Here is a 26,239-nt window from a genome sequence, read left to right on the forward strand (position 1 = left end):
GGACGCCACCGGGGTGGCGCAGGGTCACTGGACGCCACCGCGGTGGCGCACGGAATCCTCGACGAGGTCCAATACCGCGCGCAGTGATTCGGTGTCCTCCCCGGACGCCATCCGGGCGACCAGCCCGTCCAGCACGAGATCCAGATAGGTCTGCAGCACCGCGCCGGGCACGTCATCGCGCAGCCGCCCGGCCTGCTTCTGCCGGCGTAACCGTTCCGTGGTGGCTGCCGACAACTCGGCCGCCCGCTCGGCCCAACCCTGCTGGAACGCGGGGTCGTTGCGCAGTTTGCGGGCGATCTCCAGCCGCGTGACCAACCAGTCGAACTGGTCGGGCGCGGCCAGCAGATCCCGCATCACCTGAATCAAGCCCTCGCGCGCTGCCACCTCGGCCATCCGTTCGGCGTCCTCGCGGGCGAGTTCGAAGAACAGCGTGTCCTTGTCGCGGAAGTGATGGAAGATGGCGCCGCGCGACAGCCCGATGGTGTCTTCGAGCCGCCGCACGGTCGCCTTCTCGTATCCGTATTCGGCGAAGCAGCGCCGCGCGCCGTCGAGGATCTGGCGGCGGCGCGCCGCCAGATGATCCTCGGTGACCCGAGGCATGGGTCAGGACTTCAGCATGTTGCGCAGGACGTACTGCAGGATGCCGCCGTTGCGGTAGTAGTCGGCCTCACCGGGGGTGTCGATGCGGACCACCGCGTCGAACTCCACCTTCGAACCGTCTTCCTTGGTGGCGGTGACCTTCACCGTCTTGGGCGTCTTGCCGTTGTTCAGCTCGGTGATCCCGGCGATGTCGTAGGTCTCGGTGCCGTCCAGCTTGAGGCTGGCGGCCGACTCACCGGCCGGGAACTGAAGCGGGATGACGCCCATGCCGATCAGGTTGGACCGGTGGATGCGCTCGAAGGACTCGGTGATGACGGCCTTCACACCCAGCAGCGCGGTGCCCTTGGCGGCCCAGTCCCGTGACGAGCCGGACCCGTACTCCTTGCCGCCCAGCACGACCAGCGGGATGCCGGCCTCCTTGTAGTTCACCGAGGCGTCGTAGATGAACGCCTGCGGGCCGCCATCCTGGGTGAAGTCGCGGGTGTAGCCACCCGAGACGTCGTCGAGGAGCTGGTTCTTGAGCCGGATGTTGGCGAAGGTGCCGCGGATCATCACCTCGTGGTTGCCGCGCCGCGACCCCAGCGAGTTGTAATCCTTGCGCTGCACACCGTTGGCATCGAGGTACTGCGCGGCCGGGGTGCCCGGCTTGATCGCGCCGGCCGGGCTGATGTGGTCGGTGGTCACCGAATCACCCAGCAGGGCAAGCACTCTGGCGCCGGTGATGTCGCTGACCGGCTCCGGATCGGCGGGCATGCCGTCGAAGTAGGGCGCCTTGCGCACGTAGGTGGAGTCCTCGTCCCAGGCGAAGGTGTTGCCCTCCGGGGTGGGCAGCGAACGCCAGCGGTCGTCGCCCTTGAACACGTCGGCATAGGACTCGGTGAACATGTCCCGGTTGATCGAGGAGGCGATGGTCTCCTGGATCTCCGCCGAGGTGGGCCAAATGTCCTTGAGGAACACGTCGTTGCCGTCGGTGTCCTGGCCGAGCGGGTCGGACTCGAAGTCGAAGTCCATGGTGCCCGCGATGCCATAGGCGATGACCAGCGGCGGGGAGGCCAGGTAGTTCATCTTGACGTCGGGGGAGATGCGGCCCTCGAAGTTGCGGTTACCGGAGAGCACCGCGGTCACCGACAGGTCGTGCTCGTTGATCGCGGCCGAGACCTCGTCGGGCAGCGGGCCGGTGTTACCGATGCAGGTGGTGCAGCCGTAGCCGCCCAGGTAGTAGCCCAGCTTCTCCAGGTACGGCCACAGGCCGGCCTTGTTGTAGTAGTCGGTGACGACCTGGCTGCCCGGCGCCATGTTGGTCTTGACCCACGGCTTGGAGGTCAGGCCCTTCTCGACGGCCTTCTTGGCCAGCAGCGCGGCACCGATCATCACCGTCGGGTTGGAGGTGTTGGTGCAGGACGTGATGCCCGCGACCACGACCGCGCCGTGGTCGAGCACGAACTCACCGCGCTCCTCGGAGCGCACCGTCACCGGCTTGGACGGGCGGCCCTCGGCGCCGTTGGCCGCGGACGGTCGCGCGTCGACCGCGCCGTCGTCGGCGAAGGACAGAGCCGCGGAGTCACTGGCGGGGAAGGACTCCTCGACGGCCTCGTCGAGCTGGGTGTGCTCGACGGGCAGGTTCTCCTCGACGTAGTTGTGGATGTCCTTGCGGAACGCGTTCTTGGCGTCGGTGAGCTCGATGCGGTCCTGCGGGCGCTTCGGGCCGGAGATCGAGGGCACCACGGTGGACAGGTCCAGCTCCATGTACTCGGAGAAGACCGGCTCGGCGTCCGGGTTGTGCCACATGCCCTGCGTCTTGGCGTAGGCCTCGACCAGCGCCAGCTGCTCGTCGGAGCGCCCGGTCAGCCGCAGGTAGTTGATGGTCTCCTCGTCGATCGGGAACATCGCTGCGGTGGAACCGAATTCGGGGCTCATGTTGCCCAGGGTGGCGCGGTTGGCCAGCGGCACCTCGGCCACGCCCTTGCCGTAGAACTCGACGAACTTGCCGACCACGCCGTGCTTGCGCAGCATGTCGGTGACGGTGAGCACGACGTCGGTGGCGGTCACGCCGGGCTTGATCTCACCGGTCAGCTTGAAGCCGACGACGCGGGGGATGAGCATCGAGACGGGCTGGCCCAGCATGGCCGCCTCGGCCTCGATACCGCCGACGCCCCAGCCCAGCACGCCGAGGCCGTTCTCCATCGTGGTGTGGCTGTCGGTGCCCACGCAGGTGTCCGGGTAGGCGACACCATCACGGGTCATCACGACGCGCGCCAGGTATTCGATGTTGACCTGGTGCACGATGCCGGTGCCCGGGGGGACGACCTTGAAGTCGTCGAACGCACCCTGGCCCCAGCGCAGGAACTGGTAGCGCTCGCCGTTGCGCTCATATTCGAGTTCGACGTTGCGCTCGAAGGCGCCGGCGTTGCCGAAGACGTCCAGGATGACGGAGTGGTCGATGACCATCTCGGCGGGCGAGAGCGGGTTGACCTTGTTCGGGTCGCCGCCGAGGGTCGCCACGGCCTCACGCATGGTGGCCAGGTCGACGATGCAGGGCACACCGGTGAAGTCCTGCATCAGCACGCGGGCGGGGGTGAACTGGATCTCGATGCTCGGCTCGGCCGAGGGATCCCAGTTCGCGATGGCCTCGATGTGCTCCTTGGTGATGTTGGCGCCGTCCTCGGTGCGCAACAGGTTCTCGGCGAGCACCTTCAGGCTGTACGGGAGCTTTTCGGTTCCGGGTACCGCGTCCAGGCGGTAGAACTCGTAGCTCTGCTCCCCGACGGTCAGGGTGTCACGGGCACCAAATGAGTTCAAAGAGGAATTGGCCGACGAACCGGCCGTATTTTCGCTGCTCACATCAACTCCCGGCTAGATCTCGCCGCGACGGGCTGTGTCGACGGCGGTGGTGATCCTAACAGTACGCTTGTCCTGCAATGTACTGTGGGTCGGCTCCAGTCTTCTCCGATTCGCGCCCGGCTGCGACCCCGTTGGCCGGATCGTGGGATCACGCGGCAATCACGCTGCAATGACGACCCGGGCGTCGGTTTCGGCCCTCGCCTGGGGGCGGCGGTACGGTGCCTGTGTGACCGGACCGCACGTACTCCCGCTGATCCCCGGCTATATCCCGCCCGACGTGGACATCGATCTGGTCAAGGCGGAGGTGGCCGACGGCGGCGTCAGCGCACCCGCCGGGGCGGACATCGAGGGACTCCGGCAGGTCGTCGCCGACGCCGGTCGCGACGGGATCGACCTCAAGATCGTGGTCATCGACACCAACCCGCCCATCGATACGCCACTGCGCGACATCGCCACCGAGGTGGGCACCGCCTATCCGGGTTCGACGGTGCTGGCCATCAGTCCCCACTACGCCGGGACCTACAGTCCGACCTTTGACCGGGTCACTCTGGAGGCCGGTCAGGACCTGGCCAAAACGGGTGATCCGGTGCAATCTTCGAAGAATTTCGTGGCCGAGTTGGAGACGCCGGACTTTCCCTGGATGCCTTTTACCATCGTCCTTGTCATCGGTGTTGCGGCGGCGGCCGTTTTCACCCGCATCCTGCAGGTTCGCGCCAAACGATCGGTTGCTGAATCGGACCCCGCGGCGCCCGCCGAGTAATCGCAGAACCCTTATTGGCGAATTCGAATATCACTATTCGATAACGCTGTATTCAATTACATTCATGTAATTTGTGACTAAAGTTTCTTTAGCGCGTGATGTGACGTACGGTGCAAACAGTGCTCGTGTTGCAGGTGTGATCCCTGTGGCCGAAGACACGTATGTGATGTGCCAACACGTTGGCGTTGAGCCCTAGGAGACCTGAGTCGAATGAGACGCACCCCTGGCGCCTCCGCTACCCGGATGTACGGGCGAATCTGCGCGGTCCCACTCTCGATGGGCGTGCTGTTCGCCGCCACCATGCCCAACGGTGCGGTGTCGATAGCCGAACCGGTAGGGCCGGAGGGGGTGGCCGCGCTCGTCGCCGCGGTCGCCGAGGCCAACCAGAAACTGCAGGAACTCGGCGCCGCCGTGCAGACCGAGCAGGAGAGCGTCAACAAGGCGCTCGTCGGCGTGCAGGATGCGCGTGATGCAGCCGCGACCGCCGCACAACAGGTCGAGGCCAGCCGCCGCTCGGTGGCCGATGCCAATGTCGCGATCGCCGACGCACAGAAGCGCTTCGACACCTACGCGGTCGCCGCTTACGTCAACGGCCCCGCCGCGTCCTACCTCAGTGCCACCGACCCCAGCGAGGCGCTGAAGACCGCCGCCGCCGGACAGGCGATGGCGATCAGTTCCGAGCGGGTGATGGACGACCTGCAACGAGCGCGCACCGAGCAGGTCAACCGGGAGTCCGCGGCGCGGCTGGCCAAGGAGAACGCCGACAAGGCGGCGGCCGACGCCCAGGCCAGTCAGGACGCCGCGGTGACCAGCCTGACCGAAGCGCAGAAGGTGTTCGGGTCCCAGCAGGCCGAACTGGACCGGCTCAGCGCGGAACGCAGTGCCGCACAGGCGAAGTTGGATGCCGCCCGGCCCGTCTCCGCGCCGGTGGCCAAACAGGCCGCGACGGTACCGGGCGCCGCACCGGCCCCGGGGGCCAATTCGGCCAACCCGGCGGCCGACTGGGACCGCAAGCCGGGCGCCGTACCGGCCGGCGCCCAGGCCAGCCAATGGGACCTGACCCTGCCCGCCATCCCGAGCGCCTTCGTCAGCGGTGACCCGATCGCGATCATCAACGCGATCCTCGGGATCATGCAGACCTCCGCGCAGCTCACTGCGGACATGGGCAAGAAGTTCCTGCAGAAGCTCGGTATCCTGCCGACCCCCACCGGATACACCAACAACGGTGCCATCCCGCGGGTGCACGGCTACCAGGCCTCCGAGTACGTCATCAAACGCGCGATGTCCCAGATCGGCGTGCCCTACTCGTGGGGTGGTGGCAACGCCGCGGGTAAGAGCCGGGGCATCGACTCCGGTGCCGGCACAGTCGGTTTCGACTGCTCAGGGCTGGTGCTCTACGCGTTCGCCGGCGTGGGTATCAAGCTGCCGCACTACTCCGGGTCGCAGTACGACATGGGACGCAAGATCCCCACCTCCCAGATGCGGCGCGGTGACGTCCTGTTCTGGGGCCCCGGTGGTAGTCAGCACGTCGCCATCTACCTCGGTGACAACCAGATGATCGAGGCCCCCTACACCGGCTCGCACGTGAAGATCTCGCCGGTGCGCACCAGCGGCATGACGCCGCACGCTGTCCGCTACATCGAGTACTGACCGTTGGGAACTCCTTGAACTCCAAACGCTTTCGCAACCTCTACCGCGTACTGGCCGCCCTCGCCGTGGCCGGTGCGATGGCCATCGGCGCCGCTTCGCCGGCGGCCGCGGCGCCGGGGGAGTGGGATCCGACGCTGCCTCCCCGCCCGAGTTCGGGTGCGCCCGGGGACCCGGTGGCCATCGCCAACGCGTCCTTCGAGGTGAGCAGGATCGCGCTGGAGACCACCCAGAGCCTCGGGTCCAAGTTCCTGCAGTCCATCGGTTTGGCGCCGGCCCCGGCCGCCTCCACCGGCGGACTGCCCGCCGGTGCGCGGGTCCGCGGACCGCAGGCCATCGAGTACGTCATCCGGCGTGGCGGGACGCAGCTCGGTGTGCCGTATTCCTGGGGCGGTGGCACGCTGACCGGCCCCGGCCCCGGCGTCGACTATGACAACGGCAAGATCGGCTACGACTGCTCGGGCTTCACCCGGTACGCCTTCGCCGGTGTCGGCGTGCAGATTCCGAAGTACTCCGGCGACCAGTACAAGGCCGGCCGGGCGATCCAGCCGTCCCAGGCCAAGCGTGGCGACCTGATCTTCTGGGGTCCCGGCGGCAGCCAGCACGTCGCCATCTACCTGGGCGGCGGCAAGATGCTTGAGGCCTCCGGCAGCGCGGGCAAGGTGACCGTCAGCCCGTTGCGCACCGCGGGGATGTCGCCGCACCTGGTTCGTATCATCGAGTCCTGACGGCCCGGCACGCGGCAGGCAACGTCGACGGATTCCAAACTGCCTGGAATAGTTGACGGCGGACGCCCCACCGCTGCGGTGGACGAGGCGAGTACCAGCGAGTTTGTACCGACCAACCGTGGGAGGAAGCTAGATGACGTCACCGAGTGGGCCGCCGCAGGGCGCCGGAGGCTTTCCAGGCCCCGCCCCGACGCAGGGATACCCGCCCGGCACGCAGAGCACGCCGCCCGCGAGCGCGAACCTGCAGAACGAAGTGCACACCCTGGAACGGGCGATCTTCGAAGTCAAGCGCATCATCGTCGGCCAGGACCAGCTCGTCGAGCGCATGCTCGTCGGTCTGCTCGCCAAGGGGCACGTGCTGCTCGAAGGTGTGCCCGGTGTCGCCAAGACCCTCGCGGTGGAGACCTTCGCCAAGGTCGTCGGCGGCACCTTCGCCCGCATCCAGTTCACCCCCGACCTGGTGCCCACCGACATCGTCGGTACCCGCATCTACCGGCAGGGCAAGGAGGAGTTCGACATCGAACTCGGCCCCGTGGTGGTCAACTTCCTGCTCGCCGACGAGATCAACCGTGCGCCGGCCAAGGTGCAGTCCGCACTGCTCGAGGTGATGGCCGAGCGCAAGATCTCCGTCGGTGGCAAGACCTTCCCGCTGCCCAACCCGTTCCTGGTGATGGCCACCCAGAACCCGATCGAGCAGGAGGGCGTCTACCAGCTGCCCGAGGCGCAGCGCGACCGCTTCCTGTTCAAGCTCAACGTCGACTACCCGTCGCCGGAGGAAGAACGCGAGATCATCTACCGGATGGGTGTGAAACCGCCGGAGCCCAAGCAGATCCTGGACACCGGTGATCTGCTGCGGCTGCAGGAGGTCGCCGCCAACAACTTCGTGCACCACGCACTTGTGGACTACGTGGTGCGCATCGTCACCGCGACCCGCGAACCGGAGAAGTTCGGTATGCCCGACGCCAAGTCGTGGATCGCCTACGGCGCTTCACCGCGCGCCTCGCTGGGCATCATCTCGGCTTCCCGCGCGCTGGCGCTGATCCGTGGCCGCGACTACGTGGTCCCGCAGGACGTCGTCGAGGTGATCCCGGATGTGCTGCGGCACCGTCTGGTGCTCACCTACGACGCGCTGGCCGACGAGGTCTCCGCGGAGACGGTGATCAACCGGATCATGCAGACCGTCGGGCTGCCGCAGGTGAATGCGATTCCGCAGCAAGGCCATTCGGCGCCTCCCGGGGTGCCTGCCGCTGCGGCGGCCGGCGGTCGGTGACCGCCACCGGCGGCCGCGCGGTCGATCTGCCCTCGCTCAAGCGCGGCGAGATCCGTGACCCCGCGCTGTCCGCCGCGCTGCGCAAGCTCGAGCTGACGGTCCGCCGCAAGCTCGACGGCGTGCTGCACGGCGACCACCTCGGCCTGATCCCCGGTCCCGGCTCCGAGCCGGGGGAGTCGCGGATCTACCAGCCCGGCGACGACGTGCGCCGGATGGACTGGTCGGTGACGGCGCGGACGACCCAGCCGCACGTGCGGCAGATGATCGCCGACCGTGAGCTGGAGACCTGGTTGGTCGTCGACGTGTCGGCCAGCCTGGACTTCGGCACCACCGGCTGCGAGAAGCGTGACCTCGCGGTGGCGGCGGCCGCGGCCATCGCGTTCCTCAACAGCGGCGGCGGTAACCGCATCGGGGCGATCATCTCCAACGGTGAGACCATGCGGCGGGTGCCGGCGCTGTCCGGTCGGCTGCACGAGCAGGAACTGCTGCGTGCGATCGCCACCACCCCGCAGGCCCCGATGGGGGTGCGCGGTGACCTGGCCGCAGCGATCGACGCGCTGCGCCGCCCGGAACGGCGACGGGGCATGGCGGTGATCATCAGCGACTTCCTCGGACCGATCGACTGGATGCGCCCGCTGCGGGCGATCGCCGGCCGGCACGAGGTGCTCGGCATCGAGATCATCGATCCCCGCGACGTCGAACTGCCCGACGTCGGCGATGTGGTGCTGCAGGACACCGAGACCGGGGTGACCCGCGAGTTCACCATCGACGAGAAGCTGCGCGACGACTTCGCCCGGGCCGCCGCGGCGCACCGGGAAGAGGTGGCCCGTACGCTACGGCGCTGCAATGCGCCGCTGTTGACCCTGCGCACCGACCGGGACTGGATCGCCGACGTCGTCCGCTTCGTGGCGAACCGACGCCGCGGTGCGCTCGCCGGGGGCAGGTAGCCGGGCATGCCAATCGAGACTGAAATGACTGTGCGCACATGACATTGCCGTTGCTCGGACCGATGACGCTGTCGGGATTCGAACACAAGTGGTTCTTCTTGTTCCTGCTGGTGGTGCTCGGGCTGGTCGGTCTGTACCTCATCGTCCAGACGTCCCGACACAAGCGGATCCTGCGGTTCGCGAACATGGAACTGCTGGAGAAGGTGGCGCCCAAACAGCCCACCCGCTGGCGGCATCTGCCGGCCATCCTGCTGGTGACCGCGCTGGTGCTGTTGACGATCGCCATGGCCGGCCCCACCAACGATGTCCGGATCCCGCGCAACCGCGCGGTGGTGATGCTCGTCATCGACGTCTCGCAGTCGATGCGGGCGACCGACGTCGCGCCCAGCCGGCTGGTCGCCGCCCAGGAGGCCGCCAAGCAGTTCGCCGATCAGCTGACCCCCGGGATCAACCTGGGGTTGATCGCCTACGCCGGCACCGCCACCGTGCTGGTATCCCCGACGACCAACCGCGAAGCCACCAAGAACGGCATCGACAAGCTGCAGCTGGCCGACCGCACCGCCACCGGTGAGGGCATCTTCACCGCGCTGCAGGCGATCGCCACCGTGGGCGCGGTGATCGGCGGCGGCGACGAACCGCCGCCGGCCCGAGTGGTGCTGATGTCCGACGGCAAGGAGACCGTGCCGTCCAACCCGGACAACCCCAAGGGCGCCTACACCGCGGCGCGCACCGCCAAGGACCAGGGTGTGCCGATCTCGACGGTGTCCTTCGGCACCCCGTACGGCTACGTGGAGATCAACGATCAGCGTCAGCCGGTACCGGTCGACGACGAAATGCTGAAGAAGATCGCCGACCTGTCCGGCGGCGAGGCCTTCACCGCGTCCAGCCTGGAGCAGCTCAAGGAGGTCTTCAGCTCACTGCAGCAGCAGATCGGCTACGAGACCGTCAAGGGCGACGCGAGCGTCGGTTGGCTGCGCCTGGGTGCGCTGGTGCTGGCGCTGGCCGCACTGGCGTCGCTGCTGATCAACCGGCGCCTGCCGGGCTAGTACCTCGCAGTGCCGGCCATCAGCGGCGGATACTCACCGGTCGCCGTGCCGTCGACGGTGGTCCCGGCGAACTGCAGTGCCAACCGCAGGCCGTCCTCGATGGCGGGGCGGTGGGCGTTGCGGGACACCGACGCTTCGTCGAGTCGGCGCAGCTGATCGGTGTCGAGGACCACGTCCAGGCCGGCCAGGTTGCTCTGCAGATGGGCGGGCCGGCGGGCCCCCAGGATGGGCACCACGGTGCCCGGCCGGGACCGCAGCCAGGCCAGCGACACCGCCGCCGCGGTGCTGCCGAGTTCGTCGGCGATCTCGGTGACCACGTCGATGACCCGGTACTCGTCGGCATCCGGGGTCCCCACGTACGCGGCCCGCGCGGAGTCGCCGACATCGAGGCCCCGGCGGTACTTCCCGGACAGGAACCCGTTGCGCAGCGGGCTCCAGGTGACCAGCGCCAGGGCCTGATCGAGGGCCAGCGGCACCGTCTCGCCCTCCACGTCGCGAGCCAGCAGCGAGTACTCGACCTGCAGCGCGATGAGCGGCGTCCAGGACCGCAGCGAGGCCATGGTCTGCGCCTGGGCGGTGACCCAGGCCGGGATGTTGGAGAACCCGATGTAGCGGATCTTCCCGGCGCGGACCAGGTCGTCGAGGGTGCGCATGGTCTCCTCGATGGGCGTGTGCCGGTCCCAGTTGTGCAGCCAGTACAGATCGAGGTGATCGGTGCGCAATCGGCGCAGGCTCTGCTCGAGCTGGGAGAGGATGGACCGCCGGCCCGCGCCCCCGCCGTTCGGATCGCCGGGGGTCATATTGGTGAAGAACTTCGAGGCCACGACCACACGATCCCGCCGATGCGGGTTCTTGGCGAGGTAGTCGCCCACAATCTTCTCGGAATGCCCGTTGGTGTAGAAGTTCGCGGTGTCGATGAAGTTGCCGCCGCGCTCGAGGTAGCCGTCGATGATGGCCTCGGATTCCTCGACGCTGCACCCGGCGCCGCCGGGATCGTCTCCGAATGTCATGGCTCCCAGTGCAAATGGGCTGACACGTAGCCCGGAACGGCCGAGGGTGAGGTAGTGGTCGAGTGCCATGCCGGTGGCTCCTTGGTGTTGGCGCGTGAGGTGGATCTGACTCCTTCCATTGCACCCGCCGCGCGGTGTCGGCGGTAGGCGAATCCGCGCCGACTCTTGCCTGATCCTGCTCACTTTGGCAGTATCGGGCAGCATGCAGGCCGTTCTGGACGAACTCGGCGCCCTGATCGCGGCGCACAGCCGCCCGGACATGTCGACGACGATCGACGGCCTGCTGCTGTCCGCCGTTACCGACACCGCGCCGGACTACTCGCTGACCGAGCCGTTGCTGGTCGTGATGGCCCGGGGTGGAAAGCGGTTGCTGCTGGGTGAGCAGCTGTTCGAATACCGCGCCGGGGAGATCCTGGTCGTCACCACCGAGGTGCCGGTCAGTGGGCATTTCATCGACTGCGGCCCGCAGGCCCCGGCGCTCGGGGTGGGACTGGTGTTGCGACCGCCGGCGATCTCCGAACTGCTGCTGCGCGGGCCCGGTCCGGCGCCCCGGCCCGCCGCCCGCCCCGCCATGTCGACCGGGCCGGCGGACCGCGATCTGCTCGACGCGGTGCTGCGGATGGTCCGGTTACTGGACAGCCCCGGGGACGCCGAGGTGCTAGCTCCGCTGATCGAGCAGGAGATCCTGTGGCGACTGCTGCGCGGCCCGCACGCCGAGTCGCTGGCCCAGATCGGCACGGCCGGCAGCGGATTGACGCACATCAACCGGACGATCCGGTGGATCCGGGAGAACTACGCCGAACCGCTGCGGATCGCCGATCTCGCCGCGATGGCCGCGATGAGCGCCTCGGCGTATCACCGGCACTTCCGCAGCGTCACCGGGATGAGCCCGCTGCAGTTCCAGAAGCGCATCCGGTTGCAGGAGGCCCGCGCATTGCTGGTCGGCGCGGCGGGCGGGGATGTCGCGCGCGTGGGGCATCTGGTGGGTTACGACAGCCCGACCCAGTTCAGCCGGGAGTACCGGCGCCTCTTCGGCGCGCCGCCCGGCCGGGATGCCGCCCGGTTGGGCGCCCGGCCGGACACCGCGGCCGCCCACCTTCCGTGACTACGAACACGTCCGGGCGGCCGACACGGCGGCGATGCGATTTCGGGCCCGCGCCGGTCAGACGATAAGTTGGCGGTCATGAGTGACACTGACGCCGCTGCAGCCGCACCCGCCGGCCGCCCGGCCTTCGTCCCGCGTTCGGTCCTGGTCACCGGCGGAAACCGGGGTATCGGTCTGGCCATCGCGCAGCGACTGGCCGCCGACGGCCACAAGGTGGCGGTGACCCACCGCGGTTCCGGTGCGCCCGAGGGGCTGTTCGGCGTGGTGTGTGATGTCACCGACAACGAGGCCGTCGACCGGGCCTTCAAAGAGGTCGAGGAGCACCAGGGCCCGGTCGAGGTGCTGGTGTCCAACGCCGGCATCTCCAAGGACGCGTTCCTCATGCGGATGACCGAGGAACGGTTCGAAGAGGTCATCAACGCGAACCTCACCGGCGCGTTCCGCGTCGCCCAGCGCGCCTGCCGCAGCATGCAGCGCAAGCGCTTCGGCCGGATCATCTTCATCGGCTCGGTCTCGGGCATGTGGGGCATCGGCAACCAGGCCAACTACGCCGCCGCCAAGGCCGGCCTGATCGGCATGGCGCGCTCCATCTCCCGGGAGCTGGCCAAGGCCGGCGTCACCGCCAACGTGGTGGCACCCGGTTACATCGATACCGAGATGACCCGCGCCCTGGACGAGCGTATCCAGGAGGGTGCGCTGGAATTCATCCCGGCCAAGCGGGTCGGTACCGCCGAGGAGGTGGCCGGTGCGGTCAGCTTCCTGGCTTCCGAGGACGCCGGCTACATCGCCGGGGCGGTCATCCCGGTCGACGGCGGCATGGGCATGGGCCACTGAGCGCCCGACAGCCGGCATTCACACTTCTGACAAGGACAAAGGATTCAGACATGACAGGGCTCCTCGAAGGCAAGCGCATCCTGGTCACCGGGATCATCACCGACAGCTCGATCGCGTTCCACATCGCCAAGCAGGCCCAGGAGGCCGGCGCGGAACTGGTACTGACCGGGTTCGACCGGCTCAAGCTGATCCAGCGAATCATCGACAGACTGCCGAGTCCGGCTCCCTTGCTGGAACTTGATGTCCAGAATCAAGAACACCTGGACTCGCTGGCCGGCCGGGTCACCGAGGTGATCGGCGAGGGCAACAAGCTCGACGGCGTCGTGCACTCCATCGGTTTCATGCCGCAGACCGGCATGGGCGTGAACCCGTTCTTCGATGCCCCGTATGAGGACGTCGCCAAGGGCATCCACATCTCTGCCTACTCGTACGCCTCGCTGGCCAAGGCGACGCTGCCGGTCCTGAACAGCGGCGGCAGCATCGTCGGCATGGACTTCGACCCGACCCGCGCGATGCCGGCCTACAACTGGATGACGGTCGCCAAGAGCGCGCTGGAATCGGTGAACAGGTTCGTCGCCCGCGAGGCCGGACCGTTCGGTGTGCGCTCCAACCTCGTTGCGGCAGGCCCGATCCGGACCCTGGCCATGAGTGCCATCGTGGGCGGGGCACTGGGTGCCGAGGCCGGCGATCAGATGCGTCTGCTGGAGGAGGGCTGGGACCAGCGCGCACCCGTGGGCTGGAACATGAAGGACCCCACCCCGGTCGCCAAGACGGTGTGCGCGCTGCTGTCGGACTGGCTGCCCGCCACCACCGGCACCATCATCTACGCCGACGGCGGCGCCAGCACCCAGCTGCTCTAGGCCATGGCAGCCGACTTCGACGCGCTGCTCCTGCTGTCCTTCGGGGGACCGGAGGGGCCCGAACAGGTGATGCCGTTCCTGGAGAACGTCACCCGCGGCCGCGGCATCCCGCGCGAGCGCCTCGAAGCGGTAGCCGAGCACTATCAGCACTTCGGTGGTGTCTCGCCGATCAACGGGATCAACCGTGCGCTGATCGAGCAGATCGAGGCCGTGCTGGCCGACCGGGGATCGGATCTGCCCGTCTACTTCGGCAACCGGAACTGGGAGCCTTTCGCCGAGGATACGGTCGCCGCCATGCGGGACAACGGTGTTCGGCGTGCCGCGGTGTTCGCCACCTCCGCCTGGGGCGGCTATTCCGGATGCGCGCAATATCAGGAGGACATCACCCGGGCGCGGTCGGCGGCGGGCGAGTCCGCGCCGGAACTGGTGAAGCTGCGGCAGTTCTTCGACCACCCGCTGTTCGTGCAGATGTTCGCCGACGCGGTGGCCGACGCCGCGGCGACGCTGCCCGAGGATCTACGCGGGCGGGCCCGCCTGGTGTTCACCGCGCATTCGATCCCGCTGCGCGCGGCGTCGCGCTGCGGAACCGACCTCTACGAGCGGCAGGTCGGCTACGCGTCCCGACTGGTGGCCGCCGCGGCCGGCTATGACGCTTTCGACCTGGTCTGGCAGTCCCGGTCCGGCCCACCCCAGGTGCCGTGGCTGGAACCCGATGTGGGCGATCACCTGACCGCCCTCGTCGGCCGGGGTGTCGAGGCGGTGATCGTGTGCCCGGTCGGCTTCGTCGCCGATCACATCGAGGTGGTGTGGGATCTCGACAATGAACTCGCCGAGCAGGCCGCGGCCGCCGGGGTCGCGCTGGCCCGTGCCGTCACACCGAACGCCCAGCGCCGCTTCGCCGAACTGGTGGTGGCGCTGATGGACGAACACCGATTGGGCTTGGAACCGGCCAGAGTCGCCTGCCCGCAACCAGTTCCAGGTTACGGCAGCAGCGTCAACGGGGCGTTCTGCACACCGGCCTGCGAACCGGTCAGCGCCGCCAGGCCGAATACAGAATCGCGCTGATCGCGGCCAGTCGGGCGGTGCGGACCACCGAGGCCAACGGGCGCAGGGTGTCCGACGCGATCGCGATCTCGGAGCTGGTCTGCAGCCCGATCGGCATCAGGCCGGAACTGGCGGTGATGATGGCGTCCACGTGCGCCGCATTCTCCAGCACCCGGACCGCACGTTCGGGTGCGTGATCGGGCAGTCGGTGCATCCGGGTGGCCTCCAGCAGTTGCTCGACCATGCCGCGCGGATCATCGATGTCGGCGGCGCTGATGCTGGCGCTCAGTGCACCGAGGGCGTCGGCGGCCGATCGCACTGCCGAGCGCAGCGTGTACTCGGCCTCGCCCAGGTCGGCGTGCTCGATGACGGCCGGCTGGGAGGCCGAGTACACCGTCCAGTCCAGTGACACCGGATCCGGTTCGTAGTCCGGATCGTCGACATCCTCGTAGCTGTATTCGGGCACCATGCCGACGGAGCGGGCCGGATCCTGGCCGATGATGATGGCCTCGCCCATGGCGACCGCGTCGCGCTGGAACTGGGTGTCCGGCGGCAGGCCACGGACATCGCCGGGGACCGGCAGAATCAGCGCGAGCGCCGGCGCGCCGCTGGGGGCCCCGGCGGCGGTGCGCATCGTCTGCAGCAGCGACATGGTGCCGGAGTGGTCCAGGTCGGGCCAGGGCAGGCCGGTCGAACCTGCCGCCACCGAGTCGTAGGCGGTGACGGAATGCTTTGGCGCCCATTGGGATAGCGCGTCGAGCACATCGTCGGGCGCGGCGGCGCCGGCGAGCCAGGCATTGACCCAGACCGTCAGCGAAGCACTCGGACACCACATAGTTTTCGCAGTGTAGTTGTCGGTCGCGCATACGGCGTATTCGCTAGGCTGACAGCTATGCCCGCGTGGATCTGGCTGGTCGCCGCACTGGGACTGGCAGGCGCAGAAGCGCTGACCGGTGACCTTTTCCTGCTCATGCTCAGCGGCGGTGCGCTGGCGGCGGCGGGCACCGGCTTCCTGTTCGACTGGCCGATCTGGGCCGACGGCGCGGTCTTCCTGGTGGTCTCGGTGCTGCTGCTGGTGCTGGTCCGGCCCGCGCTGCGCCGCCGGATGGAGTCCGGCAAGGGCCTGCCGGAACCGGTCAAGGCGCTGGAGGGCAAGGCCGCCCTGGTGCTGGCCCAGGTGTCCCGGCACGAAGGGCAGGTCAAACTCGACGGCGAAGTGTGGACGGCGCGTCCGTTGAACGACGACGATGTCTACGAGCCGGGCGACCACGTCACCGTCATGCACATCGACGGGGCAACGGCGGTGGTGTACCGGACGATCTGAGCGGATCGAGCAGTCGAAATGGATGTGGGAGGGGAGTCTTCATGGATGGTGCCGTCGTAGGTCTCGTGGTGTTGGCGGTCCTGGTGCTCTTCGCTGTGGTGGTGGTCGCCAAATCGGTGGCGCTCATCCCGCAGGCCGAAGCCGCGGTCATCGAGCGGCTCGGCCGGTACAGCAAGACCATTTCAGGTCAGCTGACGCTGCTGGTGCCGTTCGTCGACAAGATCCGCGCGCGGGTGGACCTGCGGGAGCGGGTGGTGTCCTTCCCGCCGCAGCCGGTCATCACCGAGGACAACCTGACGGTCAATATCGACACCGTCGTCTACTTCCAGGTGACCGACCCGGCCAAGGCCGTGTACCAGATCAGCAACTACATCGTCGGCGTCGAACAGCTCACCACCACCACGCTGCGCAACGTGGTGGGCGGGATGACCCTGGAGCAGACGCTGACCTCCCGCGACTCGATCAACGGCCAGCTGCGCGGCGTTCTCGACGAGGCGACCGGCCGGTGGGGTCTGCGGGTGGCGCGTGTCGAGCTGCGCAGCATCGATCCGCCGCCCTCCATCCAGGACTCGATGGAAAAGCAGATGCGCGCCGATCGCGAGAAGCGGGCCATGATCCTGACCGCCGAGGGCAGCCGGGAGGCCGCGATCAAACAGGCCGAGGGGCAGAAGCAGGCCCAGATCCTCTCGGCCGAGGGCGCCAAGCAGGCGGCGATCCTGGCCGCCGAGGCCGACCGGCAATCCCGGATGCTGCGGGCTCAGGGTGAACGGGCCGCCCAGTACCTGAAGGCACAGGGTGAGGCCAAGGCCATCGAGAAGACGTTCGCGGCGATCAAGGCCGGCCGGCCGACCCCGGAGATGCTGGCCTACCAGTACCTGCAGACGCTTCCCGAGATGGCCAAGGGGGAGGCCAACAAGGTGTGGCTGGTACCCAGCGATTTCGGATCGGCGTTGGAGGGGTTCACCAGGATGCTCGGGGCCCCGGGCTCCGACGGCGTGTTCCGGTTCACGCCGTCCCCGGTCGAGGAGGATCTGCCCAAGCCCGAGGACGATTCCGACGAGGTCGCCGACTGGTTCAACACCGAGACCGACCCGGAGATCGCGCGCGCGGTCGCCCATGCGGAGGCCGAGGCCCGCAAGACCGTCCCGCCGCTCGGCGCAGCATTGTCGGCACCGCTGGAGCCCCCGGCCCAGACGCCGGAACTCGGTGGGGCGGTGCCCCCGCCGGGCGGTTCGCACCGCGCCCCGTAACGCCGGGCCGCCGGTCCCCGATAGAACCCGCGGTTGGATGATCGGCATCGAAGACGTCACATTGTTTGACGGTGTCGAACATTTATCCTGCCGTTGGGACTTTCGACATGGTCTAATGGCATATTGACAATTTGCTGAGGCAGACGGCGTTCTTTTGCCGGTGCTGTTAGGGAATGGCGACGTTATGACAGGGACGCTGTGACCAGCGCATGCGTGCGCTGCGCCGTGGGCGCCGGCGTGCTCTCCGCCATGCTCCTGATCGGGAGTTCACCCGTCGCCTTCGCCGACCCGGATTCCGATGGCGGTTCGACCACGTCGACCGGGCAGGGTCAGGACACCAGCGGGTCGTCGGGCTCCGACTCGGCCGCCCCCGGGGATTCGAGTTCGACGCCCGGCACCGCCACCCGCCCGCGGTTCGATCTGCGCAGCTCGATCCGCAACACCCTGCGCGAGGTGCGGGGCGTTCGGGGCACCGTGAAATCTCGGACCGCACAGTCCGGCGAGGAATTGGCCCCCGAGCTCGTCCCGCCGGCCGGGGCCGAGTCACCCGACGCGATCGTCCCCGAGCCCGAGGGCGCCGGGCAGGCCGCGCCGGCGCCGGTCGGGTCCAGCCAGCCCGCCGACTCCGGCTCGACCACCCCGGTGTCCCAGCCGGTGGCTCCCGCGCCGAAACCGCCCAAGGCGCCGCTGTCCTACGACAAGCTGCCCGAGGTCGCGGCCACCTTCGGCAATACCGTTGCCGCGGTGCTCAATTCGACTCAGCAGTCGGTGTCGGCGGTCCCCGCACTGCTGATCGGATTGCCCACCTCGACCACCCCGGTCACCGATGTCATCAGCACGTTGGAGTTCATGCTCACCTCGGTGAACAACTCTGTCAGCAGCATCGTGGCGTTGCCCGGTGAGCTCAGCGCCCTGATGGATGTGAGCGCACAGCCCGGCACGGTCGTCGGTGTCACCCCCGAGACGCGGCCGACACTGCCGCTCGCTCCCGTCGACCTGCCCTCGTTGATGGTGCCGCAGCAGGTCGGTGAGGCGTCGTTGTGGACACCTCCGGCGCTGACGGCAGCCGAGGCGCCGGCCGTTCCCGCCGTGGCGACGGCGCTGTCGCGCAAGATCGCCCCGCTTCCGGATGCGCCGCTCGGGGTCAGCGGTCTGACCGCGTCCGGTGCTCCGGAGTCCTTCCTGGATCGCGCGGTGAGCACCCTGCTGGTGCCCATCTCGATCGCCGCACTGGCCACCGTGGCACTGCCCGGGGTCGGCGGCCTGCTCGTCCTCTGCGCACTCGGCATCCGGATCGGCTACCGCCAGGCCAAGGCCGGCTGGGCGATCCACGTCGCCGGTATCGGCCGCTTCGCCGGGTCGGGTCCGCTGGGTGTGGTGCGCTCCGGTTCGATGGTGTCCCTGCATGTGTCGCGGGGTGCGCGCGCCGAGAAGAAACCGGCGCTGCGGCTGGTCGATCGGTCGCTGGAGCGCGCCGCCTGAGTCAGCCGTTGACGGCGGGGTTCTCGTCGGGCACACCTTGCGCATGCGTATGGCGGTGTGCGCGGAGCTCATAGATCAGTCCGGCCACGCCGATGCTCGCGGTGCAGGCCGACACCAGCAGCAGCAGGGGACTGACGTTGCCGGTGAGGGCATCGCCGAGGATGACCACCGCCGCGGTTCCCGGGAAGACACCGATCAGCGTCGCCACCGTGTAGGGCAGCATCCGCACCGCCGACGCGCCCGCCGCGTAGTTGAGCACCGCGAACGGCACCGCCGGGATCATCCGCATCGACAGCACCGTCACCCAACCGCGTTCGCGCAGCCTGCTGTCCAGTGACTCCACCCGCGGGTGCAGGGTGAGCCGACTGAGCTGCCACCCGACCGCCCGCACCAGCAGCACGGCCAGGACCGCACTGACGGTGCTGGCCACCACGGCGATGCTCACCCCCAGCAGCGGGCCGAAGAGCAGGCCGGCGGCGAGCGTGAACGCGGTGCGCGGGAACGGGAAGACCGTCATCACGGTGTGTGCGGCGAAGAACACGAGCGGAAACCACGGACCGGCGGCGGTGGCCCAGTCGCGCAGCTGCACGGCGCTCGGCAGCGGGACCAGCACGGCGACTGCGACGAGAATCACAATCGCGGTGAGGATGCCCAGTGCTCGGCGCGGGGGGACCTGGGCGGCTGTCGACGTCACCGCGGCCCAGACCGTGCGCAACGTGGTGACGACGGGTTTCACGTCTCCCAACCCTACGGTGCACCGGGCGGGCGCGCCGACAACGCTACTGCTCAGTAGCTTCCGGCCGCCGTACGCTGCCGGGATGCCGATCATTTAGCCTGTGGTGAAAGCGGCCTCGTACAGGTGGCTAATCTAACTAAGTCAGACAACGCTTCAGAGCCCAGGAGTCGCGAGTGTCCTCGAGCGTCATTGAATCGGATCGCGAGCGTTGGCGCTCGGGTGTGGCAGGCGTCTTGGCGAAGAGCTTGCGACGCGACATCGCGGATCTGCCCGCCGAGCCGGAACGGCTGCTCGACTCACCGACCTATGAGGGCTTCCCGGTGCGCCCGCTCTACACCGCCCTGGACGCTGTGCCGGAGTCGCCGCTGCCGGGCCAGTGGCCCTTCGCCCGCGGGGGCGACGCCCGCCGCGACGTGCTGAGCGGATGGAAGGTCGCCGAGCAGTTCCCGCTCGCCGCATCCGGCACGGCCGAAGCCAACGGCGCGCTGCTACTCGCGCTCACCGAGGGCACCAGCGCGCTGATCCTGCGCATCGGCAACGCGGACGACGCCGTACCGGCCGCCGAGTTGGACCGCCTGCTCGACGGGGTCTACCTCGATCTCGTCCCGGTGATCCTGGATGCCGGTGCCGACTACGTCGCGGCCGCCGACGCGGTGCTGCCGCTGATCGCCGACTTCGACGATGACCGGCGGTCCCGGCTGTCGCTGGACCTGGGCGCCGATCCGCTCACCGCGGTGCTCAGCGGCCGCGCCGCCCCCTCGACCGACGAGGTCACCGCGGTCGCCACGCGTACCGCCGGGCAGGCCGGGGTGCGGGCCGTCACCGTCGACGGACCCGCGCTGCACAACCTCGGTGCCAGCGCCTCCTGGGAACTCGCCGGCGCCCTCGCGGCCGGGGTGAGCTACCTGCGTCAGCTGATCGCCGGCGGGTTGTCGGTGACGGATGCGCTGGGCCAGGTCAGCTTCCGGTTCAGCGCCGACGACGACCAGTTCATGTCCATCGCCAAGCTGCGCGCCGCGCGCCGGTTGTGGGCGCGGGTGGCCGAGGTGGCCGGCGACGCGGCCGCCGGTGCCGCGGTGCTGCACGCGGTCACCTCGGCGCCGATGATGTCCCAGCGTGACCCCTGGGTGAACATGCTGCGCACCACGCTCGCCGCGTTCGCGGCCGGTGTCGGCGGCGCCGACACCGTTGCGGTACAGCCGTTCGATGCCGCGATCCCTGGCGGATTGCCCGGTACCGCAACCACTTTCAGCCGTCGCATCGCGCGCAACACCCAACTGCTGCTGCTCGAGGAGTCCCATCTGGGTCGTGTCCTGGATCCGGCGGCCGGATCCTGGTTCGTCGAGGACCTGACCGCACAGCTGGCCGAGCAGGCCTGGGCGCACTTCCAGGACCTGGAGTCCCGCGGCGGATTCGTCGAGGCCCGGGACTACCTGGTCGAGCAGATCGCAGCGGTGCGGGAGCAACGGGCCGATGACATCGCGCATCGCAAGACCTCGCTCACCGGTGTGAACGAATTCCCGAACCTGGCCGAGAAGCCGCTCGAGCGGGCCGAGGAGGTGCCGGGCGTCTACCGCTACGCGGCCGGCTTCGAAGCCCTGCGCGACCGCTCGGACGCCTACCTGGCAGAGCACGGCACGCGCCCGCAGGCGGTACTGCTGCCGCTGGGGCCGCTGGCCGAGCACAACATCCGCACCACGTTCGCGGCGAACCTGCTGGCCTCCGGCGGCATCGAGGCCGTCAATCCGGGCACCGTGGACGCGGCCGGGGTGGCCGCCGCGGTGGACGGACACAAGGTCGTGGTCATCTGCGGCACCGACGCCCGCTACGGCACCGAGGCCGAGGCCGTGGTGGCCGCCGCGCGGGACGCCGGCGCTGCCCACGTCTACCTGGCCGGACCGGAGAAGGCTCTGGCGAATGCCGGGGAGGGTTCAGCCCGCCCCGACGAATACCTGACCGCGAAGATCAACGCCGTGGAGGCGCTGGCGACCCTGCTCACCCGATTGGGGGCCTAGGCAATGACTGTTTCCAATGACGCCGCCGCAACGACGACTGCCACCACCGGGCTCCCGAGCTTCGCCGACGTCCCGCTGCACGGGGACAACGAACCGGCCGCACCCACCGCGGAGGCGACCGCCGAGCTGACCGCCGTCGCCGCTGCCGCGCACGGCTACACCCCCGAGCAGCTGGTCTGGTCGACGCCCGAGGGCATCGACGTCAAGCCGGTGTACATCGCCGCCGACCGCGACGAGGCTGTCGCCGCGGGCTACCCGCTGGACAGCTTCCCCGGAGACGCGCCGTTCATCCGCGGCCCGTACCCGACGATGTACGTCAACCAGCCGTGGACCATCCGGCAGTACGCCGGGTTCTCCACCGCCGCCGAGTCCAACGCGTTCTACCGCCGCAACCTGGCCGCCGGCCAGAAGGGCCTGTCGGTCGCCTTCGACCTGGCCACCCACCGGGGCTACGACTCCGACCATCCCCGCGTCGCCGGTGACGTCGGCATGGCCGGTGTGGCCATCGACTCGATCCTGGACATGCGCCAGCTGTTCGACGGGATCGACCTGGGCAACGTCTCGGTGTCGATGACCATGAACGGTGCGGTGCTGCCGATCCTGGCGCTCTACGTGGTGGCCGCCGAGGAGCAGGGGGTGCCGCCGGAGAAGCTGGCCGGGACCATCCAGAACGACATCCTCAAAGAGTTCATGGTCCGCAACACCTACATCTATCCGCCCAAGCCCTCGATGCGGATCATCTCCGACATCTTCGGCTACACCAGCGCGAAGATGCCGAAGTTCAACTCGATCTCGATCTCCGGTTACCACATCCAGGAGGCCGGGGCGACGGCCGATCTGGAGCTCGGCTACACGCTCGCCGACGGGGTGGAGTACCTCAAGGCCGGCCTGGACGCCGGGCTGGACATCGATAAGTTCGCGCCCCGGCTGAGCTTCTTCTGGGGCATCGGGATGAACTTCTTCATGGAGGTCGCCAAGCTGCGCGCCGGCCGCCTGCTGTGGAGCGAACTGGTCGCCCAGTTCGACCCGAAGAGCTCGAAATCGCTGTCGCTGCGCACCCATTCGCAGACCTCGGGCTGGTCGCTGACCGCCCAGGACGTGTTCAACAACGTCGCGCGGACCTGTGTGGAGGCGATGGCCGCCACCCAGGGCCATACCCAGTCGCTGCACACCAACGCCCTCGACGAGGCGCTGGCGCTGCCGACCGACTTCTCCGCGCGCATCGCCCGCAACACCCAGCTGGTGCTGCAGCAGGAGTCGGGCACCACCCGGCCGATCGACCCGTGGGGCGGCTCCTACTACGTGGAGTGGCTGACCCACCAGCTGGCCGAGAAGGCCCGCGGCCACATCCGCGAGATCGCCGAGCACGGCGGCATGGCGCAGGCCATCAACGAGGGCATCCCGAAGATGCGCATCGAAGAGGCCGCCGCCCGCACCCAGGCCCGCATCGACTCCGGTGTGCAGGCGCTGATCGGCGTGAACAAGTACCAGGTGGCCGAGGACCAGGAGATCGAGGTCCTCAAGGTCGAGAACAGCCGGGTGCGCACCGAGCAGCTGGCCAAGCTGGAACGGCTGCGCGCCGAGCGGGACGAGGCCGCCACCCAGGCCGCGCTGGCCGAGCTGACCCGCGCCGCCGGGGAGAACACCTCGGCGGGTCCGGACGGACTGGGCAACAACCTGATGGCGCTGGCCATCAACGCCGCCCGGGCGCACGCCACGGTCGGTGAGATCTCCGATGCGCTGGAAAAGGTGTACGGCCGGCACGTGGCCGAGATCCGCACCATCTCCGGTGTGTACCGCGACGAGGTCGGGAAGGCTGGAAACGTGGGTGCCGCAACGGATCTGGTGGAGCGCTTCGCCGAGGCCGACGGCCGTCGCCCGCGCATCCTGGTCGCCAAGATGGGCCAGGACGGCCACGACCGCGGCCAGAAGGTGATCGCGACCGCGTTCGCCGACATCGGCTTCGACGTGGACGTCGGCTCGCTGTTCTCCACGCCCGACGAGGTGGCCCGCCAGGCGGCCGACAACGATGTGCACGTGGTCGGGGTGTCCTCGCTGGCGGCCGGGCACCTGACCCTGGTGCCCGCGCTGCGCGATGCGCTCGCCGAGGTGGGGCGCCCGGACATCATGGTCGTCGTCGGCGGCGTCATCCCGCCGGGTGACTTCGACGAGCTGTACGAGGCCGGCGCGACCGCGATCTTCCCGCCCGGCACCGTGATCGCCGATGCCGCCGTGGGGTTGCTGAACAAGCTGGCCGAACGACTCGGTTACGACCTGACCTGATGAGCCGCCCGGACCTCGCGCCCGCGGAACTGGCGTCGGCGCTGCGCAACGGCGACCGCTCCGCGCTGGCACGGGCCATCACGCTGGTCGAGTCGACCCGACCGGATCACCGGCGGCGCGCCCAGGAATTGCTGCTGGAGCTCATGCCCGAGGCCGGCAGCGCCCGGCACGTCGGCATCACGGGCGTGCCCGGAGTCGGTAAATCCACCACGATCGAGGCGCTCGGCATGCACCTCATCGAGCGCGGACACCGGGTCGCGGTGCTGGCGGTGGACCCGTCGTCCACGCGCACCGGGGGATCGATCCTGGGCGACAAGACGCGGATGGCTCGCCTCGCGGTGCATCCGGACGCCTACATCCGGCCGTCGCCGACCTCGGGCACCCTCGGCGGGGTGGCCCGCGCCACGCGCGAGACGATCGTGCTGCTGGAGGCCGCCGGTTTCGACGTCATCCTGGTCGAGACCGTGGGCGTCGGGCAGTCCGAGGTGACGGTGTCGGACATGGTGGACACCTTCGTCTTCCTCACCCTGGCGCGCACCGGGGATCAGCTGCAGGGCATCAAGAAGGGCGTCCTGGAACTGGCCGACATCGTGGTGGTCAACAAGGCCGACGGTGAGCACGCGGTCGAGGCCAAGGCCGCCGCCCGGGAACTGTCCGGCGCGCTGCGCCTGATCTACCCGCGGGAGACGCTGTGGCGGCCGCCGGTTCTCACCATGAGCGCGCTGACCGGCGACGGGCTGGCCGAATTGTGGGAGACCGTCGAGAAACACGGTGAAACACTCAAAGCCGCGGGGGAGTTCGAGGCACGCAGGCGCGCCCAGCAGGTCAACTGGACCTGGGCGATGGTCCGGGACGCGGTGCTCGACCGGGTGCTCAGCAACCCGGAGGTGAAGAGCATCCGCTCCGAGGTGGAACGCAAGGTGCGGGACGGTGAATTGACCCCGGCGCTGGCGGCGCAGGCGATTCTGGATGCCGCGGACCGGCCGCCCGCCTGATCGCCCGGCTTTGCCGTAGCCGGTGGATCACGCCGAAGGCCGGATAACGAAACACCCCCACCTCCTGCCGGACATGGCTACTGGCCAGGCGTGACACCTCATTCGCCGGGCCGGCGACCGTCAGCAACTTGAACTCGAAAATAATTGCTGCACGTGGTCGGCCATTTTCGGGTCTCGAAGAGGGTTGTGCGCCCGGTGAACAGGTGCGGCAAGATGACGTTTCAGCTGGACAACACGCGCCATTCGACTCATCTGACCGCTCGGGAGGTATCAGGGGTGACCCGCATCTTTCTCTCCACCTGGGGGCAGAACGACAACATCGGGGATTCGATCCTGCGACGCGGCCTGCTGCGCACCTTTCAAGGGATCGACGGGGTCGAGCTGCACGTGCATGTGGGGCGGCGGGAACCCGGCGAGCACAACGACGAGGGCTACCTGTCGGCGCTGCAGCTGCGTGGCGACGAGATCCTGCACGACCGCACCATCGACTGGCTCAAGGCGGCCGCGGCGGGCGTCTTCACCGAACGCACCATCATGGTGCTGCCGGCCGGGGAGATCGTCTATCCCAAGATCGGTCGCTCGCTGACCGGTCTGGGCAATCTGGTGTTGGCACTGGCGCCGCGACTTCGCGGTGGCACCGCGCTGCAGGTCGGGGCCGGGGTGCGCCTGTCGTCCGTCGGCGCCAAGGCCGCGCAGCGCGGGGACGGGAGCGTCACCGTCCCGTTCGCCGAGCGACTGTCCCGTCGGTCGATGGCGATGGTGGCCTGGCGGGATTCGGCCACCCGAGCCGCTTTCGGCGTCGGCGACCTGCTCCCGGACTGGGCGTTCGGGGAGGGCGACGATCCGCTCGACGGCGGCCTGGGGCCGGCGCCTGCCGAGCGTGAGCTGCTGGCCGTCACCACCCGGTGGGATCGCGGCATGCTCAGCGGCGAGAAGCTCGACCTGCTCCGACGGCTGGCCGATCGGCACGGTCTGCGGCTTCAGGTCTACAGCCAGGTGCGTCGCGACCGCGAACACTGCGAGCGGCTCGCTGCCGCGCTGCACCCCGGCACCGAGCCGGTGCTGTTCGAAAACCAGACGCACGCGGTGTGGGAGCGCGAGGTCAGGGCGCTGCACCGGCGGTCGGCACTGGTGGCCAGTGACCGGGCGCACGCGCTCATCATCGGTGCCACCGAGGGCGCGATTCCGGTGGTCATCTCGAATTGGCCGGCGGTGAAGCCCATCGAGACGCTGCGCGCCGGCGGGATCCGTGTGCCGTCGGATTCCGGGTCCGCGGACGGACCCGTCGAGGAGTACGTCGCGGCGCAACTGGCCGATGCCTCCGCCATCGAGCGGGCCGTCGTCCAGGCGCGCCGGCAGATTAGCGAGGCCAGGATCCGGCTGCGGGCACTCGTCGAGGCAGATGCGCCCACACCGGTTGCCAGCAACGCAATGTGACGGGCGTGCCACATCGGGAAGTCGG

General features: G+C 68.9%; 22 protein-coding genes. 17 read left to right on the forward strand and 5 right to left on the reverse strand.

Going from position 1 to position 26,239, the window contains the following annotated elements; genetic code table 11:
* Nucleotides 1-24 precede the first annotated feature (24 nt).
* Nucleotides 25-600 carry a TetR/AcrR family transcriptional regulator gene (locus K0O62_RS13730; RefSeq protein ID WP_073854768.1) on the reverse strand — a complete coding sequence of 192 codons (576 nt, stop codon included), beginning with the start codon at nucleotides 598-600 and terminating at the stop codon, nucleotides 25-27.
* Between the two features lie 3 nt (nucleotides 601-603).
* Entirely contained in the window at nucleotides 604-3,441 is a 2,838-nt protein-coding gene (gene acnA, locus K0O62_RS13735) for an aconitate hydratase AcnA (protein WP_073854770.1), read from the reverse strand.
* A gap of 226 nt (nucleotides 3,442-3,667) precedes the next feature.
* Here acnA and K0O62_RS13740 point away from each other — a divergent pair, with 226 nt between their 5' ends.
* From K0O62_RS13740 to K0O62_RS13765, 6 genes are all read left to right on the forward strand, one after another.
* Nucleotides 3,668-4,201 carry an Rv1476 family membrane protein gene (locus K0O62_RS13740; protein WP_073855296.1) on the forward strand — a complete coding sequence of 178 codons (534 nt, stop codon included), beginning with the start codon at nucleotides 3,668-3,670 and terminating at the stop codon, nucleotides 4,199-4,201.
* A 210-nt stretch (nucleotides 4,202-4,411) separates the two neighbouring features.
* The gene (ripA, locus tag K0O62_RS13745; protein WP_073854772.1) at nucleotides 4,412-5,851 is read left to right on the forward strand and encodes an NlpC/P60 family peptidoglycan endopeptidase RipA; all 1,440 of its coding nucleotides are present in this window, start codon (nucleotides 4,412-4,414) and stop codon (nucleotides 5,849-5,851) included.
* 14 nt (nucleotides 5,852-5,865) lie between these two features.
* Nucleotides 5,866-6,576, forward strand: a complete 711-nt coding sequence (gene ripB / locus K0O62_RS13750) for an NlpC/P60 family peptidoglycan endopeptidase RipB (protein WP_372512890.1) — start codon at nucleotides 5,866-5,868, stop codon at nucleotides 6,574-6,576.
* 133 nt (nucleotides 6,577-6,709) lie between these two features.
* On the forward strand, nucleotides 6,710-7,846 hold the full coding sequence (gene moxR1, locus K0O62_RS13755; RefSeq protein WP_073854774.1) for a chaperone MoxR1: 1,137 nt from the start codon (nucleotides 6,710-6,712) through the stop codon (nucleotides 7,844-7,846).
* Nucleotides 7,843-8,793 carry a DUF58 domain-containing protein gene (locus tag K0O62_RS13760; RefSeq protein WP_073854776.1) on the forward strand — a complete coding sequence of 317 codons (951 nt, stop codon included), beginning with the start codon at nucleotides 7,843-7,845 and terminating at the stop codon, nucleotides 8,791-8,793. The genes moxR1 and K0O62_RS13760 overlap by 4 nt, the downstream gene beginning before the upstream one ends.
* Before the next feature lie 38 nt (nucleotides 8,794-8,831).
* Nucleotides 8,832-9,839 (forward strand): VWA domain-containing protein, encoded by a 1,008-nt coding sequence (locus tag K0O62_RS13765; protein ID WP_073854778.1) that lies wholly within the window; start codon nucleotides 8,832-8,834, stop codon nucleotides 9,837-9,839.
* Here the strand turns inward: K0O62_RS13765 and K0O62_RS13770 are convergent.
* Nucleotides 9,836-10,918, reverse strand: a complete 1,083-nt coding sequence (locus K0O62_RS13770; protein ID WP_073854780.1) for an aldo/keto reductase — start codon at nucleotides 10,916-10,918, stop codon at nucleotides 9,836-9,838. The two genes, K0O62_RS13765 and K0O62_RS13770, sit on opposite strands and share 4 nt — an antisense overlap.
* Nucleotides 10,919-11,051: 133 nt before the next feature.
* Between K0O62_RS13770 and K0O62_RS13775 the strand changes: the two genes are divergently transcribed.
* The 4 genes from K0O62_RS13775 to K0O62_RS13790 all read left to right on the forward strand — a co-directional run bounded on the left by K0O62_RS13775 (nucleotide 11,052) and on the right by K0O62_RS13790 (nucleotide 14,713).
* A complete protein-coding gene (locus K0O62_RS13775; RefSeq protein ID WP_073854782.1) occupies nucleotides 11,052-11,954 on the forward strand; it encodes an AraC family transcriptional regulator in 903 nt (300 codons plus the stop codon).
* Between the two features lie 78 nt (nucleotides 11,955-12,032).
* A complete protein-coding gene (gene fabG1 / locus K0O62_RS13780) occupies nucleotides 12,033-12,788 on the forward strand; it encodes a 3-oxoacyl-ACP reductase FabG1 (protein ID WP_073854784.1) in 756 nt (251 codons plus the stop codon).
* 50 nt (nucleotides 12,789-12,838) lie between these two features.
* Nucleotides 12,839-13,648 carry an NADH-dependent enoyl-ACP reductase InhA gene (gene inhA, locus K0O62_RS13785; protein ID WP_073854786.1) on the forward strand — a complete coding sequence of 270 codons (810 nt, stop codon included), beginning with the start codon at nucleotides 12,839-12,841 and terminating at the stop codon, nucleotides 13,646-13,648.
* 3 nt (nucleotides 13,649-13,651) lie between these two features.
* Nucleotides 13,652-14,713, forward strand: a complete 1,062-nt coding sequence (locus K0O62_RS13790; RefSeq protein ID WP_073854788.1) for a ferrochelatase — start codon at nucleotides 13,652-13,654, stop codon at nucleotides 14,711-14,713.
* Here the strand turns inward: K0O62_RS13790 and K0O62_RS13795 are convergent.
* Nucleotides 14,679-15,527, reverse strand: a complete 849-nt coding sequence (locus tag K0O62_RS13795) for an Rv1486c family protein (protein WP_073854790.1) — start codon at nucleotides 15,525-15,527, stop codon at nucleotides 14,679-14,681. The genes K0O62_RS13790 and K0O62_RS13795 overlap by 35 nt on opposite strands.
* Before the next feature lie 57 nt (nucleotides 15,528-15,584).
* On the opposite strand from K0O62_RS13795, the gene K0O62_RS13800 reads away from it, so the two are divergent.
* From K0O62_RS13800 to K0O62_RS13810, 3 genes are all read left to right on the forward strand, one after another.
* Nucleotides 15,585-16,016, forward strand: coding sequence for an NfeD family protein (locus tag K0O62_RS13800; RefSeq protein WP_073854792.1), 432 nt, complete (start codon nucleotides 15,585-15,587; stop codon nucleotides 16,014-16,016).
* A gap of 41 nt (nucleotides 16,017-16,057) precedes the next feature.
* Nucleotides 16,058-17,266 carry an SPFH domain-containing protein gene (locus K0O62_RS13805; protein ID WP_073854794.1) on the forward strand — a complete coding sequence of 403 codons (1,209 nt, stop codon included), beginning with the start codon at nucleotides 16,058-16,060 and terminating at the stop codon, nucleotides 17,264-17,266.
* A gap of 198 nt (nucleotides 17,267-17,464) precedes the next feature.
* The gene (locus K0O62_RS13810; protein ID WP_073854795.1) at nucleotides 17,465-18,748 is read left to right on the forward strand and encodes a hypothetical protein; all 1,284 of its coding nucleotides are present in this window, start codon (nucleotides 17,465-17,467) and stop codon (nucleotides 18,746-18,748) included.
* A 1-nt stretch (nucleotide 18,749) separates the two neighbouring features.
* On the opposite strand, the gene K0O62_RS13815 is transcribed toward K0O62_RS13810, so the two are convergent.
* Complete coding sequence (locus K0O62_RS13815; RefSeq protein ID WP_073854797.1) at nucleotides 18,750-19,484, reverse strand: TVP38/TMEM64 family protein; 735 nt, start codon at nucleotides 19,482-19,484, stop codon at nucleotides 18,750-18,752.
* 173 nt (nucleotides 19,485-19,657) lie between these two features.
* On the opposite strand from K0O62_RS13815, the gene mutA reads away from it, so the two are divergent.
* From mutA to K0O62_RS13835, 4 genes are all read left to right on the forward strand, one after another.
* The gene (gene mutA, locus K0O62_RS13820) at nucleotides 19,658-21,499 is read left to right on the forward strand and encodes a methylmalonyl-CoA mutase small subunit (protein WP_073854799.1); all 1,842 of its coding nucleotides are present in this window, start codon (nucleotides 19,658-19,660) and stop codon (nucleotides 21,497-21,499) included.
* Between the two features lie 3 nt (nucleotides 21,500-21,502).
* Nucleotides 21,503-23,782 carry a methylmalonyl-CoA mutase gene (gene scpA / locus K0O62_RS13825; RefSeq protein ID WP_073854801.1) on the forward strand — a complete coding sequence of 760 codons (2,280 nt, stop codon included), beginning with the start codon at nucleotides 21,503-21,505 and terminating at the stop codon, nucleotides 23,780-23,782.
* A complete protein-coding gene (gene meaB / locus K0O62_RS13830; RefSeq protein WP_073854803.1) occupies nucleotides 23,782-24,777 on the forward strand; it encodes a methylmalonyl Co-A mutase-associated GTPase MeaB in 996 nt (331 codons plus the stop codon). Before scpA ends, meaB begins: the two co-directional genes overlap by 1 nt.
* Before the next feature lie 276 nt (nucleotides 24,778-25,053).
* A complete protein-coding gene (locus tag K0O62_RS13835; protein ID WP_073854805.1) occupies nucleotides 25,054-26,214 on the forward strand; it encodes a Rossmann-fold NAD(P)-binding domain-containing protein in 1,161 nt (386 codons plus the stop codon).
* Nucleotides 26,215-26,239: the final 25 nt, after the last annotated feature.

It is taken from the genome of Mycolicibacterium diernhoferi, assembly GCF_019456655.1.
Classification (GTDB): domain Bacteria; phylum Actinomycetota; class Actinomycetes; order Mycobacteriales; family Mycobacteriaceae; genus Mycobacterium; species Mycobacterium diernhoferi.

What these genes read in the sequence shown, in the direction of transcription:
- K0O62_RS13775 (WP_073854782.1), top strand. Translation starts at nt 11,052, where the DNA reads ATGCAGGCCGTTCTGGACGAACTCGGCGCCCTGATCGCGGCGCACAGC.
- K0O62_RS13800 (WP_073854792.1), top strand. Translation starts at nt 15,585, where the DNA reads ATGCCCGCGTGGATCTGGCTGGTCGCCGCACTGGGACTGGCAGGCGCA.
- inhA (WP_073854786.1), top strand. Translation starts at nt 12,839, where the DNA reads ATGACAGGGCTCCTCGAAGGCAAGCGCATCCTGGTCACCGGGATCATC.
- scpA (WP_073854801.1), top strand. Translation starts at nt 21,503, where the DNA reads ATGACTGTTTCCAATGACGCCGCCGCAACGACGACTGCCACCACCGGG.
- K0O62_RS13770 (WP_073854780.1), bottom strand. Translation starts at nt 10,918, where the DNA reads ATGGCACTCGACCACTACCTCACCCTCGGCCGTTCCGGGCTACGTGTC.
- K0O62_RS13795 (WP_073854790.1), bottom strand. Translation starts at nt 15,527, where the DNA reads ATGTGGTGTCCGAGTGCTTCGCTGACGGTCTGGGTCAATGCCTGGCTC.
- moxR1 (WP_073854774.1), top strand. Translation starts at nt 6,710, where the DNA reads ATGACGTCACCGAGTGGGCCGCCGCAGGGCGCCGGAGGCTTTCCAGGC.
- fabG1 (WP_073854784.1), top strand. Translation starts at nt 12,033, where the DNA reads ATGAGTGACACTGACGCCGCTGCAGCCGCACCCGCCGGCCGCCCGGCC.
- meaB (WP_073854803.1), top strand. Translation starts at nt 23,782, where the DNA reads ATGAGCCGCCCGGACCTCGCGCCCGCGGAACTGGCGTCGGCGCTGCGC.
- ripA (WP_073854772.1), top strand. Translation starts at nt 4,412, where the DNA reads ATGAGACGCACCCCTGGCGCCTCCGCTACCCGGATGTACGGGCGAATC.
- K0O62_RS13805 (WP_073854794.1), top strand. Translation starts at nt 16,058, where the DNA reads ATGGATGGTGCCGTCGTAGGTCTCGTGGTGTTGGCGGTCCTGGTGCTC.
- K0O62_RS13765 (WP_073854778.1), top strand. Translation starts at nt 8,832, where the DNA reads ATGACATTGCCGTTGCTCGGACCGATGACGCTGTCGGGATTCGAACAC.
- K0O62_RS13790 (WP_073854788.1), top strand. Translation starts at nt 13,652, where the DNA reads ATGGCAGCCGACTTCGACGCGCTGCTCCTGCTGTCCTTCGGGGGACCG.
- K0O62_RS13730 (WP_073854768.1), bottom strand. Translation starts at nt 600, where the DNA reads ATGCCTCGGGTCACCGAGGATCATCTGGCGGCGCGCCGCCGCCAGATC.